Genomic DNA, 14,339 nt, shown 5'->3' on the forward strand with positions numbered 1-14,339 from the left:
ACAACCTTCGGGACCCCCTGTGGACGAAAGTTCTGTCCACAGCCTGTGGAGATCTTTTACCAACAATTCCACAAGGGTCTGACCTGGGGTGATGATCTGTCAGCAGTCCGGCCTGTGGACACAATCCGGATAACTCGACAGTCCCCACCCTGTGGACGGGAGATCATCCCCCAATCTGTGGAGAACCCGCCACCGGAACGGAGTAATCGAACAGCCCGTCCCCCGGACGAGGTCCCGGGAGGGCTTCGGGAAGGTTCGAGGTGGGCTCCGGGTGGGCTCTTCGACGCCTCCCGGGGGGTTCGGGAAGGGCTCCGGAAGGTCCCCGAGCCGGCCTTACGACGGTTTCAGGAGAAGTTCAGGAGGCCCTGGGGAACGCCGAAGGGCGCCCCGGGAGGTGTCCCGGAGCGCCCTTCGGAAGCCGGCTGCGGCCGTCCGTCAGCCGTTCTTGATGCGGTTGGTGAGTTCGGTGACCTGGTTGTAGATGGAGCGCCGCTCCGCCATCAGCGCGCGGATCTTCCGGTCCGCGTGCATCACCGTCGTATGGTCACGGCCGCCGAACTGCGCGCCGATCTTCGGCAGCGACAGGTCCGTGAGCTCGCGGCACAGATACATGGCGATCTGCCGGGCCGTCACCAGGACGCGGCTGCGCGAGGATCCGCAGAGGTCCTCCACCGTCAGACCGAAGTAGTCCGCCGTGGCCGCCATGATCGCCGGTGCCGTGATCTCCGGCGACGAGTCCTCGCCACCCGGGATCAGGTCCTTGAGGACGATCTCGGTGAGCCCGAGGTCCACCGGCTGGCGGTTGAGGCTCGCGAAGGCCGTCACCCGGATCAGCGCGCCCTCCAGCTCACGGATGTTCCGCGAGATCCGGGACGCGATGAACTCCAGCACCTCCGGCGGGGCGTTGAGCTGCTCCTGCACCGCCTTCTTGCGGAGGATCGCGATACGCGTCTCCAGCTCCGGCGGCTGCACATCGGTGGTGAGGCCCCACTCGAAGCGGTTGCGGAGCCGGTCCTCCAGCGTCACCAGCTGCTTGGGCGGCCGGTCCGAGGAGAGCACGATCTGCTTGTTCGCGTTGTGCAGGGTGTTGAACGTGTGGAAGAACTCCTCCTGCGTCGACTCCTTGCTCGCGAGGAACTGGATGTCGTCGACGAGCAGGATGTCCACATCGCGGTAGCGCTTGCGGAAGGCGTCACCCTTGCCGTCGCGGATCGAGTTGATGAACTCGTTCGTGAACTCCTCGGAGCTCACGTACCGCACGCGCGTGCCCGGGTAGAGGCTCCGCGCGTAGTGTCCGATCGCGTGCAGCAGGTGCGTCTTGCCGAGCCCCGACTCCCCGTAGATGAAGAGCGGGTTGTACGCCTTCGCCGGCGCCTCGGCCACCGCGACCGCGGCCGCGTGCGCGAAGCGGTTCGAGGAACCGATGACGAAGGTGTCGAAGAGGTACTTGGGGTTCAGCCGCGCGTGCTGTTCACCGGGAGCGCCGGAGCCCTGCGCGGAGGAGGAACCGTGGCCGCCGCCGCCCGGGCCACCGCCCGGCCGGGGACCGGGACGGGCGCCGTGGTTCTGCGGGTCGGGCAGCTCGGCGCGCTCGGGCCGCTGCTGCTCGTAGCCACGGGGCGGCTCGTCGTAGCGCGACTGCCGGGGCTGCTCGGGACCGGTGTACGGAGCCCGCTCCTGGTAGCCGCCCAGCCGGGGCTGCTGCCAGGACAGGTCCTCCTGGGTGCGCGGCCAGGCGCCGGGGTCGGGGCGCTGCTGCGGGTAGTCCGGGTAGGCCGGGCGTGCGGTGGGCAGGCCGTCGTCGGGCATCGGTCGGTGACCGTAGCCGTCGTACTTCTCGTACGGCTCGGGCTGCTGGCGCTCGTCGTAGCGGGACTGCGGGGGCTGCTGCATCGGGGGCGCCGGCGGAGTCGGTTCGCCGACCGAGTCGTCGACGGTGATCGCGATCCGGATCGGGCGGCCGCACTCACGGCTGAGGGTCTCGCTGATCAGCGGGGCGAGCCGGCCCTCGAGGACGCGCTTGCCCCACTCGTTGGGCACGGCGAGCAGCGCCGTGTCGGCGACCAGGGCCAGAGGCTGGCAGCGCTCGATCCACTGCTTGTCCTTGGGCTCGATCCCCTGCTGGCCCTCTGCGAGGAGATGCTCGAGGACGCGTGGCCACACTGCGGCAAGATCGGCAGGTACGTCAGCCACAGGGCACGCTTTCTCGCAGGTCCCACGATGGTGTGGTTCTCGGGGACGGTGGGTCGATGTCCGTGCGGACGGACCCGTGAGGACAGTAAGGACAGAACGGAAAAGATTGTGGAGTCCATCCACGGTAGTCGCGGCGGCTGACGTGGTTCAAGTTGTTGTCCACAGCCTGTGCACAATGGGAGGTGGCGACAGGTCGGTTTGACCGGATGGCGTAGCCGCGCGTACCGTGACCAGGTCGAGTTGTCGATGGCTGCTGCCGCCTGCCTCCGATGGGCAAAGATCACGGTTTTTGAACGTGTAGCGGTGCACTCGGGCGTATTGCGAGCTACTCGTGGGCGCACGGTGACAGCCAGGCGATGTCCCGCCATCTACGAATCATTTCTGGAGCCCCCGAGTGAGCAAGCGCACCTTCCAGCCGAACAACCGTCGTCGCGCCAAGACCCACGGCTTCCGCCTGCGGATGCGTACGCGTGCCGGTCGAGCCATCCTTGCGAACCGCCGTTCCAAGGGTCGCTCTGAGCTGTCCGCCTGATCTGCTTAACAGGTCATGACGTGCTGCCTACCGAGAATCGGCTGAGGCGGCGCGAGGACTTCGCAATCGCGGTACGCCGAGGGCGTCGGGCCGGTCGCCCGCTCCTCGTCGTCCACCTACGCAGCGGTGCAACGAACCCGCACGCGCCTGGGGAGAGCGCTCCCCCGGCACGTGCGGGTTTCGTCGTGAGCAAGGCCGTGGGTGTTGCGGTCGTACGCAACCAGGTGAAGCGACGTCTGCGCCATCTCGTCCGCGACCGGCTCGCCGAGCTGCCCCCCGGTAGCCTGGTGGTCGTACGGGCGTTGCCCGGAGCCGGCGACGCCGATCACGCACAGCTGGCCCGAGACCTGGACGCCGCTCTCCAGCGGCTGCTGGGAGGGGGCACGCGATGAAGTACCCGCTGCTGGCTCTCATCAAGCTGTACCAGTGGACGATCAGCCCGCTTCTCGGGCCCGTCTGCCGGTACTACCCGTCGTGTTCCCACTACGGATTCACGGCCATCGACCGGCATGGCGCGATCAAGGGCACAGCCCTGACCGCCTGGCGCATCCTGCGGTGCAACCCGTGGTCGCCCGGCGGCGTGGACCATGTCCCCGCGCGTAAGCGCCCCCGCTGGCACGAAATGCTGAGGAACGCGCTGCGCGGCGACAAGGGCGGGTCCACCGCCGAGACGAGCCCGGCCGCAGAGACCTCGCCCAATGCTCAAGGAGCCTGATTAGTGGACACGATTGCCAGTCTGTTCAGCTTCATCACCTGGCCCGTTTCCTGGGTCATCGTCCAGTTCCACAAGGTGTACGGGGCGATCTTCGGCCCTGACACCGGCTGGGCCTGGGGCTTGTCGATCGTGTCCCTTGTGGTGCTGATCCGTATCTGTCTGATCCCGCTGTTCGTCAAGCAGATCAAGTCGACGCGGAACATGCAGGCGCTCCAGCCGAAGATGAAGGCGATCCAGGAGCGCTACAAGAGCGACAAGCAGCGTCAGTCCGAAGAGATGATGAAGCTGTACAAGGAGACGGGTACCAACCCGCTCTCCTCGTGCCTTCCCATCCTTGCCCAGTCGCCGTTCTTCTTCGCCCTGTACCACGTGCTGTCCGGCATCGCCTCGGGCAAGGAGATCGGGGTCATCGACGGCCCGCTGCTGGCCAGCGCCCGTCAGGCACACATCTTCGGTGCCCCGCTCGCGTCGAAGTTCACGGACAGTGCCGCTGAGGTCGCCGCGCTCGACGCCTCGCTGACCTCGGTCCGCATCGTCACCGCGATCATGATCGTCATGATGTCGGCCTCGCAGTTCTTCACTCAGCGCCAGCTGATGATGAAGAACGTCGACCTCTCGGTGAAGACCCCGTACATGCAGCAGCAGAAGATGCTCATGTACATCTTCCCGGTGATCTTCGCCGTCATGGGCATCAACTTCCCCGTCGGTGTCCTCGTCTACTGGCTGACCACCAACGTGTGGACCATGGGCCAGCAGATGTACGTGATCAACCAGAACCCGACCCCGGGCAGCAAGGCGCAGGACTCCTACCTCCAGCGTCTGCTGAAGAGCGTCACGCAGCACGGTGAGGTTCGCGGCCGTCGCCGGAAGAACATCGTCAAGGTGATCGTCGCCAAGGGCAGCGACCGCAACGAGAACGAGCGCCGCTTCTTCGCGGGCCTGTCCAAGGCCGGCTTCGCCGCCCAGGCCGACGGCACCGTGATCAAGGGCGACACGCTCGTGGCCGAGGCCGAGGGCGGTCCCGCCGCCAGGCGCCAGCAGCCGAAGCGCCAGACCAAGGCCCAGCGCCAGGCCGCCGCGGCCCAGCACGCCACGGCGAAGGACACCGAGGAAGCTTCCGAGCCGGCCGCCGAAGAGGCGCCGACCACCTCGCTCGAGAAGAAGTCCCAGGGTTCGGCCAAGGCCGACGCCAAGGATGAGCCCAAGGACGAGGCTCAGGGCGAGGGCGAGGCGCAGGGCGACAAGCCCGCGCGTCCCAGCCGCGCCAACTCCGGAGGATCCCGTCAGGGCAAGTCCGGTCAGCGCAAGGGCCAGCAGCGGCCCAAGCACCCGTCCTCCAAGAAGTAAGCCTCGCCGAAGCAAGAAGGAGTCCATCCGTGACGGAAGGCACCACCTCCGCCGCCGCCGAGGGTGGCGACACCCTGACCCGCCTTGAGCAGGAGGGTGAGATCGCGGCCGACTACCTCGAGGGTCTGCTCGACATCGCCGACCTCGACGGCGACATCGACATGGACGTCGAGGCGGACCGGGCCGCGGTCTCGATCATCAGCGACTCGGCGCGTGAGCTGCAGAAGCTCGTGGGCCGCGACGGTGAGGTCCTGGAGGCTCTCCAGGAGCTGACCCGGCTGGCCGTGCACCGGGAGACCGGTGACCGCAGCCGTCTGATGCTCGACATCGCCGGCTTCCGCGCCAAGAAGCGTGCCGAGCTCGCCGAGCTGGGCGCCAAGGCCGCGGTCGAGGTGAAGTCCACCGGCCAGCCGGTCAAGCTGGACCCGATGACGCCGTTCGAGCGCAAGGTCGTGCACGACGCGATCGCCGCCGCCGGTCTGCGCAGCGAGTCCGAGGGCGAGGAGCCGCAGCGCTTCGTCGTTGTTCTCCCGGCCTGAACCCTCACGTAGTGTCGGCCCCGTCTGTTCGCAGGCGGGGCCGATCTTTGTCAGCCTGATAGTCAGCCACCACAGTGCGCTCGCACACGATGCGTGCGGTACGGAAGGACGGTTCCCGTGACGGAGGAAGCGGCGGAGCTCCCCGAGGCTCCGGAGCAGGCGCGGACAGTCTTCGGTGAGTACTTCCCGGAGGCCGTGCGGTACGCGGAGCTCCTCGCGGACGCGGGTGTGAAGCGGGGGCTGATCGGCCCGCGTGAGGTCCCGCGGCTGTGGGAACGCCACCTGCTGAACTGCGCCGTGCTCTCCGAGGTCGTCCCCGAGGGAGTCACCGTCTGCGATGTGGGCTCGGGCGCCGGTCTTCCCGGCATCCCTCTGGCCCTGGTTCGCCCCGACCTGAAGATCACGCTCCTGGAGCCGCTTCTTCGCCGGACGAACTTCCTCCAGGAGGTTGTCGAGCTGCTCGGCCTCGACCATGTGACCGTGGTCCGGGGACGGGCGGAGGAGATGCTCGGCAAGATCACGCCCGTGCACGTGGTGACGGCTCGCGCGGTGGCGCCGCTCGACCGGCTGGCCGGCTGGGGAGTCCCCCTGCTGCGTCCGTACGGGGAGATGCTGGCGCTCAAGGGCGACACCGCGGAGGAGGAGATCCTCGGTGCGCGCGCCGCGCTCTCGCGCCTCGGTGTGGTGGAGACCTCCGTGATGCACGTGGGTGAGGGGATCGTCGATCCGCTGTCCACGGTCGTCCGGGTGGAGGTCGGAGAGAGCCCGGGTGGTGTGCGGTTCGCGGCCAAGCGGGCCAAGGCCGCCCGAACGAGCAAGACCCGTCGACGCCGCTGAGCGTCGCATACGTACCATTTCGGAGTGTCGAACGGTCCCGGCCGGGCAGCAGGGGCATGGTGTTTCACGTGAAACGTCGCTCACTGCTGCAGGGGATCATCAGCCGCGGTCGCGCGGCTGCCGCGCCCCGGGACCGTAGACCCCGCGTGAACCCACCCGCGAGGGTTACGGAGATGTCCACAGAGGTGGATTCACCCACAGAACCACCGGTCTCGCTGGTTCACGACCCCGAAAGCATGGCAGGCTCTCCCCATCGCGAGCCTGAAGCCGAGGAGAGTGAATCCTTGCGGTCCGACGCCAACATCGCGGGACCGATGACCGATCCGGTCCCCGGTCCCCGAACCGAATCGGTGGGGGAGGATGTTTCACGTGAAACACCGCCCCCGATGGACGACACCCCCATTGGTCGTGCTGCCCAGCTGGCAGTAGAGGCCTTGGGTCGTGCCGGTGAGGGACTTCCCCGCCCGGCGCAGACTCGCGTGATGGTGGTCGCCAATCAGAAGGGCGGCGTGGGCAAGACGACCACGACGGTCAACCTTGCCGCGTCCCTCGCCCTGCACGGTGCCCGGGTCCTGGTCATCGACCTCGACCCGCAGGGCAACGCCTCCACGGCGCTCGGCATCGACCACCACGCCGAGGTCCCCTCGATCTATGACGTCCTCGTGGACAGCAGGCCGCTCTCCGAAGTGGTGCAGCCCGTCATGGACGTCGAGGGTCTCTTCTGTGCCCCCGCCACCATCGACCTGGCCGGCGCGGAGATCGAGCTGGTGTCGCTGGTGGCTCGTGAGAGCCGCCTGCAGCGGGCGATCCAGGCCTACGAGCAGCCGCTCGACTACATCCTGATCGACTGCCCGCCCTCGCTCGGCCTCCTCACGGTCAACGCCATGGTGGCCGGAGCCGAGGTGCTGATCCCGATCCAGTGCGAGTACTACGCACTGGAGGGGCTCGGACAGCTCCTGCGGAACGTCGACCTGGTGCGCGGGCACCTCAACCCCGCGCTCCATGTCTCGACGATCCTGCTCACCATGTACGACGGCCGTACGAGGCTCGCCTCCCAGGTCGCCGACGAGGTGCGCACCCACTTCGCCGAGGAGGTGCTGCGGACCAGCATCCCGAGGTCCGTCCGCATCTCGGAGGCACCGAGCTACGGGCAGACGGTCCTCACCTACGACCCGGGCTCCAGCGGCGCCCTGTCGTATCTCGAAGCGGCCCGTGAGATCGCCCTGCGGGGGGCTGCCGTGCACTACGACCCGCAGCACGCCCATGTAGGGCACCAGAACCACCAGCGCAGCATGTCGGAGGGGATCCAGTGAGTGAGCGACGTAGGGGACTGGGGCGTGGGCTCGGTGCGCTGATCCCCGCTGCTCCCCAGGAACGGCAGGCGTCGACGGGTGGCGTGGGCGTGGCCGCACCCGGTGCGGCCCCGGCCATGCCCTCGGACCGAGGGGTGGCGGCCGCGAAGCTGGCGACGCTGCCGCAGAGTGCGCAGTCGCCGGAGTCGGCGCGGTCGTGGAACGAAGCCGAGCCGGTGGTCCGGCCCGAGCCTCCGGCGGGGGCCTACTTCACCGAGCTTCCGCTCGACGCCATCGTGCCCAACCGGCACCAGCCGCGTGAGGTCTTCGACGAGGACGCCCTGGCGGAACTCGTCGTCTCCATCAAGGAGGTCGGCCTCCTCCAGCCCGTGGTCGTGCGCACGCTCGATGCCGAGCGCTTTGAGCTCGTCATGGGTGAGCGGCGCCTTCGGGCCTCCAAGGAAGCGGGTCTTGAGCGGATCCCGGCGATCGTCCGGGACACCGACGACGAGAAGATGCTCCTGGACGCCCTCCTGGAGAACCTCCACCGTGCCCAGCTGAACGCGATCGAAGAGGCTCACGCCTACGAGCAGTTGCTCAAGGACTTCGGCTGCACCCATGACCAGCTCGCGGAGCGGATCGGGCGCTCCCGCCCGCAGATCTCCAACACGCTGCGACTGCTGCGTCTCTCCCCGCCGGTACAGCGAAGGGTGGCCGCCGGAGTGCTCTCCGCCGGCCACGCGCGGGCGTTGCTCGGTGTGGAGGACCCGGAGTCCCAGGACAAGCTGGCGTACCGGATCGTGTCCGAAGGTCTCTCGGTGCGTACCGTCGAGGAGATCGTGAGCCTCATGGGCTCCGAGGAGCCCGTCGGTGCGGTCAAGCCGACGAAGCCGCGAGCCGGTGGCCGTGTCTCGCCCGCGCTCACGGATCTCGCCTCCCGTCTTTCGGACCGCTTCGAGACCCGGGTGAAGGTCGACCTCGGGCAGAAGAAGGGCAAGATCGTCGTCGAGTTCGCCTCGGTGGAGGATCTGGACCGGATCCTGGCGACCCTGGCTCCCGGCGAGGGTCGGGTCATGGACCAGAAGAACGCCGAGAAGGGCGCGGAGGGCTGAGGCCGTTCGCTGTCTGAGGCCGCCCAGGGCGGGTCGTGCTCCGGTCTTCGCCGGAACGCGGCCCGCCCTTTGCCTGTGAGCGGTGTCGTCCCGATCGCCCGATCGATACGATTCCAGGAGGCGTATCCGTGCTCGGTGGCGAGGGAAGTGAGGAGCGGCCGTGGGGCGTCGGCTCGTACCGCTCACGCTGGACAACCTTCCGGACCTGCCCAAGCGGTGTCGTTCCTGTGTGTTCTGGGAACTCGACCAGGTCAGCGGTGAAGCCGCGGTCCGGTCGGGGCGCTCGGAGCTGGAGAAGGAAGCCTGGATCTCGGGCGTTCTCCTGGAGTGGGGGTCCTGCGGCCGGGTGGTCTACGTCGACGACGTGCCGGTCGGCTACGTCCTCTACGCTCCCCCGGCCTATGTGCCGCGTTCCACGGCCTTTCCGACGAGCCCGGTGGCGGCAGACGCCGCGCAGTTGATGACGGCCTGGATCATGCCCGGCTATCAGGGGCAGGGGCTGGGCCGGATGGTCGTACAGACCGTGGCCAAGGATCTGCTGCGGAGGGGCTTCAAGGCCATCGAGGCGTTCGGGGACGCCCGGTGGAAGGAGCCGGCCTGTGTGCTGCCGGCCGATCACCTGCTGGCGGTGGGCTTCAAGACGGTGCGGCCGCACCCGGCCTTCCCAAGGATGAGGCTGGAACTTCGGACGACGCTCTCCTGGAAGGAGGACGTCGAGATGGCCCTTGACCGGCTCCTCGGCGCCGTCCAGAAGGACCCCGTCCTGAGACCGCTGTAGCGTCGGGACACGAGAACGGCCCGCCCCCGGAAGAGGGCGGGCCGTTCCTGTTTCACGTGAAACACCGCTGCTGCTGTTTCACGGTTTCACGTGAAACAGAGAGGGAGCATCAGGCCTTGGTCGGCTCGACGAACGCCTCGAGGTCGCGCAGGATGGCGGCCTTCGGCTTGGCACCGACGATCGTCTTCACGACCTCGCCGCCCTGGTAGACGTTCAGCGTCGGGATGGACATGACGCCGTACTTGGCAGCCGTGGCCGGGTTCTCGTCGATGTTGAGCTTCACGATCTCGATCTCGCCGTGCTCCGCGGCGATGGCCTCCAGCGACGGGGCGATCTGGCGGCACGGGCCGCACCACGCCGCCCAGAAGTCCACCAGAACGGGCTTGTCGCTCTTGAGGACGTCCTCTTCGAAGGAAGCGTCGGTCACAGTCTTGAGGGCCACAGCGGCCTCCTTGATCTCGCGGGGTGTGGGGTGAGGAGAGACGGGGGTCAGACCGCGGGGGTCTCGGCCAGCTTCTCGCTGTCGGCGAGGGCGGCCAGGAAGCGCTCGGCGTCCAGCGCGGCGGAGCAGCCGGTGCCGGCGGCCGTGATGGCCTGACGGTAGGTGTGGTCGACGACATCGCCGGCGCCGAAGACACCCGTGAGGTTGGTACGCGTCGAGGGCGCCGCGACCTTGAGGTAGCCCTCCTCGTCGAGGTCCAGCTGGCCCTTGAAGAGCTCGGTGCGCGGGTCGTGGCCCACGGCGATGAAGAGGCCGGTGACGGGCAGCTGGCGGGTCTCACCGGTCTTCGTGTCGCGCAGGGTCAGGCCGCTGAGCTTCTGCTCGCCGTGGATCTCGGTGACCTCGCTGTCCCAGGCGAAGGAGATCTTCGGGTCGGCGAAGGCGCGCTCCTGCATGGCCTTCGAGGCACGCAGGCTGTCCCGGCGGTGGACGATCGTGACCGTCTTGGCGAAGCGCGAGAGGAAGGTGGCCTCCTCGATCGCGGTGTCGCCGCCGCCGACGACGGCGATGTCCTGGTCCTTGAAGAAGAACCCGTCGCAGGTGGCGCACCAGGAGACACCGCGGCCGGAGAGAGCGTCCTCGTTCGGGAGGCCGAGCTTGCGGTGCTGGGAGCCGGTGGTGACGATGACGGCCTTGGCGCGGTGCACGGTGCCGGCGGTGTCGGTGACGGTCTTGATGTCACCGCTCAGATCCACGGCGATGACATCGTCGGGGACGAGCTCGGCGCCGAAGCGCTCGGCCTGGGCCCGCATGTTGTCCATCAGGTCCGGGCCCATGATGCCGTCACGGAAGCCGGGGAAGTTCTCGACCTCGGTCGTGTTCATGAGTGCGCCACCCGCGGTGACGGCACCTTCGAAGACCAGGGGGTTCAGCGACGCTCGGGCGGTGTAGAGCGCAGCGGTGTAACCCGCGGGCCCGGAGCCGATAATGATCACGTTACGGACGTCGCTCACGGGTTTCTTCCTCGTCTCTGCAGACTGCCACTGCCTACGGGGGCGGTTGTCTCGGTCACTCTCACCCCACCCAACGGATCCTAAGGGGCGTACATTCCCGAAACCGCCGCGCGGCACCGTGGCCGGACGGGGAGAGAGGTCAGGAGCGGGGGTACGTCTCGCTGAACAGGAGATCGGCGGCCGGGCTTCCGCTCCCGGTCGTGCGGTCCGCGCAGGAGGCGTCGAGCACATAGGCCTGGACCCGGGTGCTGTCCGCGGGGTCGGGGAGGACCAGCAGATAGGCGGGCGATCCCCGGTACTCACCCCGCTCGTGCTCCAGCACCGCGTCGGAGCGGCCGGTGCCGGCCAGGACGCAGCCGGGGACGGCGGTGTCCCTGTTCCGCTGGGGGGCCTCGGGCTCGGCCTCGGCGGACATGGATTCCGGGGCGATGCCACGGGGAGTCTGGGCCGCGTCGCCCTCGGCCAGGAGCTGGTGGACCCGGTCCTCGACCGGAGAGCCGGAGAAGGGGCTCAGGGCCGCCCCGGCGGCGGTGTCGGCCTTCTTGGTGTCGGTCGCGTCACCACCGGCGGTCAGGTTGCCCGCCTGGCTGAGGTACAGGCTGGTCCCGAGGACCACGGCTCCGAAGGCGGCGCCGAGCGTCGAGAGCAGCGCGATGCGACGGCGACGCGGCTTCCTGGAGCGGCCGGGCCCGGTGGCGGCGCTGGGACGACCGGAGGGGCGGTCCGCGGGGCGGTCCGTGACAGGAGCGGGAGAGACAGCGGGAGCCGTCTCGGCCGCGGCGCGCGATGTTTCACGTGAAACAGCGGTGTCGCTCTCCGGCGTGGTGGCGTTGAGGAGGGCTTCGGCGGCGAGGGCGGCATCGATCCGTCCGGCGATCTCCGCGGGCATGCGGGGCGGCCCGGGAAGAGTGCCGAGCAGCCCTCGGATCTCCTCCAGGGAGGACCGTACGTCCGCGCAGAGGGGACAGCCGTCCAGATGCCGGCGGACGGCGGCGGAGCGGGTCGGCGAGAGCAGCCCCTCGGTCAGATCGGAGATTTCCGAGACGTCCGGGTGCTGTGTGGTGTTGGCCCTGTCGGCCGTGGAAGTCACGTGCGCCCACCTCCGCCCTTCACAGCAGCTGGATCAGTCGGTCCGGTATCCGTCGGCCCCGGCACCGGTGGGACGGATGTCCCCGGCGTCCGGTTCCTTCCCCCATCGAGGGGCTGGTTACCCACAGTGTCGGCGCGCAGATGAGTGACCATCGGAAGCAGTCGTGCCCGCCCGCGCGCGCAGCGGCTCTTCACCGTGCCGGTGGGAACGCCGAGGATACGGGCCGCCTCCGCGACCGGGTATCCCTGCATGTCGACCAGGACGAGGGCGGCGCGCTGGTCCGAGGGCAGCGTGGCGAGAGCGGCCAGCAGCTCCCGGTGGAGGTCCTGGCGCTCGGCGGGGGCCTCGGCCGACTCGTGGGGTTCGAGGAGCTGCTCGAACCGGGCGGGGTCGTCGACGGACGAGGTCTTGCGGGAGGCGGTCTTGCGAGCGCGGTCGATACAGGCGTTCACCGTGATGCGGTGGAGCCAGGTTGTGACGGCCGACTGGCCCCGGAACGTGTGGGCGGCCCGGAAGGCAGAGATGAGGGCGTCCTGGACGGCGTCAGCGGCTTCCTCGCGGTCGCCGAGGGTCCGCAGGGCCACCGCCCACAGCCGATCGCGATGACGGCGCACGAGTTCCCCGAAGGCGTCCGGGTCTCCCGCGACATGGCGTGCCAGGAGTTCCCGGTCGTCGGTGGCGTCGTCTATCGGTCGGTCCAACGGTGAGCCCCCTCCCCTGCGGTCGTCAGCTCATGATCTTGATTTCGCTCAGCTTGCCGCGGAAGCCCCCGTCGTTGGAGGGAAGCTCCGTCAGCCAGACGAGAACGTAGCGGGTCGTGACGGGCTTCGTGGGCTTCAGCATCACCTGGCTGCCGGCACCGTCCGCCTGGGTGGTGTACGCGTCGGGCAGGGACGGCTCCGACGAGGCGTCCGAGGGCGCGGTGCGCAGTTCCACCGAGGTGTGGCCCACGAACGACAACTCGACCGAGCTGATCTTCTGGGCCTTGCCCAGGTCGAGCACGAGGCCCACGCCGGTCTTCAGATTGGCGAAGTCGGCGCCGTAGTAGTTCTCGGTGTACCAGAAGGTGCTGGGATCGCCGTCGAAGGCGAGATCTATGGCCTGGGGCTTCTCGGAGCCGTTCCCCAGCGGGTCGAAGTCGTGCGCCGACTCGATGGTGACGGGCTTGGGAGGCTCGGGCTTCTCGTCGGCCGTCGGTGACGTGACCGGAACTTCCTTCTGCGTGGAGTCCGGGGCGAGGAGACGGTTTGCGATCTGCCAGCTGCCGAGGCCCAGGGCGGCGATCAGGAGGGCCGAGACGGCCCACTTCAGCGCCTTGCCGGTACGGCTCTGCAGCGGGGGCGGCGGGACGACCACCGGCTGGGTGACCACCGGGCGCACCTGGGGACGCCCGTAGGTGCCCTGCTGGTACGTCGTGCGCTGGTACTCCGGCGGAGGGGTGAACTCCGGCTCTGGCGGCTTCACACGGGGCATCGCGGCCACGGCCTTGGCCAGCTCGTCCGGGGTCGTGCAGGGCGGCTCCTGGCGCGAGGCGGTGGCCCCGTCGTTGGCCAGGGCGCGCATGGCGATCTCGGAGAGGCCCCGGTGGACACCGGCGCGGACCTGGTCGGGCGGGAGCAGGCCGACGCCCTTGGGCAGGCCGGAGAGCCCGTAGGCGTCGCTGTCGTACGGCCAGCGCTGGGTGAGCGCGGCGTACAGGAGTGCGCCGATGGCCTCGGTGTCGCTGCGCTGCGGCCGCTCGGCGGTGATGCCGCGCAGGGCTGCGTTCACGGCCAGGCCACGGATCCGGTACTGGCCGGTGGAGCTGCGCAGGACGGCGCTCGGCGTCAGCCGGAGGTGGGCGAGGCCTTCGCGGTGGGCGGCGGCCATGGCCTGGGAGACCTGGCTGACGAGCTGGTAGGCGTCGTGGGGCTCCAGGGGGCCGGCCGCGAGCAGCGTGGTCAGCTCGGTGGAGTCGGGCAGCCACTCGTGCACGACGTACACGAGGTCGTTCTCCTCGACGGCGTCGAGGACCTGCACGAAGCGAGGGTCGCCGAGGAGGGCCGAGGAACGGGCCGCGGCCAGGACCGAACGGGCCCTGGGGTGGTCGGCGGGCAGCAGGTGGACCCCGACGGCACGCCGTAGTTTCTCGTCGACGGCACGCCAGCTGCTGAACCCGTCCAGACGGGTGACGCACTCCTCCAGCCGGTAGCGTCTGGCCAGCTTGTGGCCGCTGTGCAGCTCCGGAGCCGTGATGGAGGGCTGTTCGCCGCTCTGTCGTTCGACCGCCTTCTTGTCCGTGGTCTCGGCGGTCTGTTCCGCCGTCTTCTGCTTGTCCGCCACCCCGTCGGTCGCGGCCGTGTCCGCCTTGGCGGTCAGCGGGTCGTCACCGCTGTTGTCGGCCACGTCGACGGCAGCCGTGCTACGTTCCGCCACCGTCGTTCCTGCCTCCCCATCCGTTGCGCCACAT

General features: G+C 69.0%; 15 protein-coding genes. 9 read left to right on the forward strand and 6 right to left on the reverse strand.

Annotated elements, in window-relative coordinates; translation table 11 throughout:
* Positions 1 to 435: 435 nt before the first annotated feature.
* Positions 436 to 2,193 (reverse strand): chromosomal replication initiator protein DnaA, encoded by a 1,758-nt coding sequence (gene dnaA / locus OG462_RS22440; protein ID WP_406060123.1) that lies wholly within the window; start codon positions 2,191 to 2,193, stop codon positions 436 to 438.
* A 394-nt stretch (positions 2,194 to 2,587) separates the two neighbouring features.
* On the opposite strand from dnaA, the gene rpmH reads away from it, so the two are divergent.
* The 9 genes from rpmH (at position 2,588) to OG462_RS22485 (ending at position 9,345) form a co-directional block, all read left to right on the forward strand.
* Positions 2,588 to 2,725: a 50S ribosomal protein L34 gene (gene rpmH / locus OG462_RS22445; protein WP_030205020.1), complete on the forward strand. Its 138-nt coding sequence runs from the start codon at positions 2,588 to 2,590 to the stop codon at positions 2,723 to 2,725.
* A gap of 20 nt (positions 2,726 to 2,745) precedes the next feature.
* On the forward strand, positions 2,746 to 3,117 hold the full coding sequence (rnpA, locus tag OG462_RS22450) for a ribonuclease P protein component (protein ID WP_406060125.1): 372 nt from the start codon (positions 2,746 to 2,748) through the stop codon (positions 3,115 to 3,117).
* Positions 3,114 to 3,440, forward strand: a complete 327-nt coding sequence (yidD, locus tag OG462_RS22455; RefSeq protein ID WP_215065479.1) for a membrane protein insertion efficiency factor YidD — start codon at positions 3,114 to 3,116, stop codon at positions 3,438 to 3,440. The genes rnpA and yidD overlap by 4 nt, the downstream gene beginning before the upstream one ends.
* A gap of 3 nt (positions 3,441 to 3,443) precedes the next feature.
* The gene (gene yidC / locus OG462_RS22460) at positions 3,444 to 4,787 is read left to right on the forward strand and encodes a membrane protein insertase YidC (RefSeq protein WP_406060127.1); all 1,344 of its coding nucleotides are present in this window, start codon (positions 3,444 to 3,446) and stop codon (positions 4,785 to 4,787) included.
* Positions 4,788 to 4,816: 29 nt separating this feature from the next.
* Positions 4,817 to 5,326, forward strand: coding sequence for a R3H domain-containing nucleic acid-binding protein (locus OG462_RS22465; RefSeq protein WP_189833698.1), 510 nt, complete (start codon positions 4,817 to 4,819; stop codon positions 5,324 to 5,326).
* Between the two features lie 117 nt (positions 5,327 to 5,443).
* Positions 5,444 to 6,163: a 16S rRNA (guanine(527)-N(7))-methyltransferase RsmG gene (gene rsmG, locus OG462_RS22470; protein ID WP_406060130.1), complete on the forward strand. Its 720-nt coding sequence runs from the start codon at positions 5,444 to 5,446 to the stop codon at positions 6,161 to 6,163.
* 236 nt (positions 6,164 to 6,399) lie between these two features.
* A complete protein-coding gene (locus OG462_RS22475) occupies positions 6,400 to 7,476 on the forward strand; it encodes a ParA family protein (RefSeq protein ID WP_078944828.1) in 1,077 nt (358 codons plus the stop codon).
* Positions 7,473 to 8,567: a ParB/RepB/Spo0J family partition protein gene (locus OG462_RS22480; RefSeq protein WP_406060132.1), complete on the forward strand. Its 1,095-nt coding sequence runs from the start codon at positions 7,473 to 7,475 to the stop codon at positions 8,565 to 8,567. The genes OG462_RS22475 and OG462_RS22480 overlap by 4 nt, the downstream gene beginning before the upstream one ends.
* A gap of 160 nt (positions 8,568 to 8,727) precedes the next feature.
* The gene (locus tag OG462_RS22485; protein ID WP_406060134.1) at positions 8,728 to 9,345 is read left to right on the forward strand and encodes a GNAT family N-acetyltransferase; all 618 of its coding nucleotides are present in this window, start codon (positions 8,728 to 8,730) and stop codon (positions 9,343 to 9,345) included.
* 109 nt (positions 9,346 to 9,454) lie between these two features.
* On the opposite strand, the gene trxA is transcribed toward OG462_RS22485, so the two are convergent.
* The 5 genes from trxA to OG462_RS22510 all read right to left on the reverse strand — a co-directional run bounded on the left by trxA (position 9,455) and on the right by OG462_RS22510 (position 14,305).
* Positions 9,455 to 9,787 (reverse strand): thioredoxin, encoded by a 333-nt coding sequence (trxA, locus tag OG462_RS22490; protein WP_406060136.1) that lies wholly within the window; start codon positions 9,785 to 9,787, stop codon positions 9,455 to 9,457.
* Positions 9,788 to 9,834: 47 nt separating this feature from the next.
* Positions 9,835 to 10,800 (reverse strand): thioredoxin-disulfide reductase, encoded by a 966-nt coding sequence (gene trxB / locus OG462_RS22495; protein WP_406060138.1) that lies wholly within the window; start codon positions 10,798 to 10,800, stop codon positions 9,835 to 9,837.
* Between the two features lie 139 nt (positions 10,801 to 10,939).
* Positions 10,940 to 11,890: a zf-HC2 domain-containing protein gene (locus OG462_RS22500; RefSeq protein ID WP_406060140.1), complete on the reverse strand. Its 951-nt coding sequence runs from the start codon at positions 11,888 to 11,890 to the stop codon at positions 10,940 to 10,942.
* The gene (gene sigM, locus OG462_RS22505) at positions 11,887 to 12,591 is read right to left on the reverse strand and encodes an RNA polymerase sigma factor SigM (protein WP_406060141.1); all 705 of its coding nucleotides are present in this window, start codon (positions 12,589 to 12,591) and stop codon (positions 11,887 to 11,889) included. The genes OG462_RS22500 and sigM overlap by 4 nt, the downstream gene beginning before the upstream one ends.
* A 25-nt stretch (positions 12,592 to 12,616) precedes the next feature.
* Positions 12,617 to 14,305, reverse strand: a complete 1,689-nt coding sequence (locus tag OG462_RS22510) for a protein kinase family protein (protein ID WP_406060143.1) — start codon at positions 14,303 to 14,305, stop codon at positions 12,617 to 12,619.
* Positions 14,306 to 14,339: the final 34 nt, after the last annotated feature.

The sequence above is a fragment of the Streptomyces sp. NBC_01077 genome, from assembly GCF_045162855.1.
Classification (GTDB): domain Bacteria; phylum Actinomycetota; class Actinomycetes; order Streptomycetales; family Streptomycetaceae; genus Streptomyces.

Excerpts from the sequence above, each read along its gene's own strand:
- OG462_RS22475 (WP_078944828.1), top strand. The coding sequence starts at position 6,400 with ATGGCAGGCTCTCCCCATCGCGAGCCTGAAGCCGAGGAGAGTGAATCC.
- yidD (WP_215065479.1), top strand. The coding sequence starts at position 3,114 with ATGAAGTACCCGCTGCTGGCTCTCATCAAGCTGTACCAGTGGACGATC.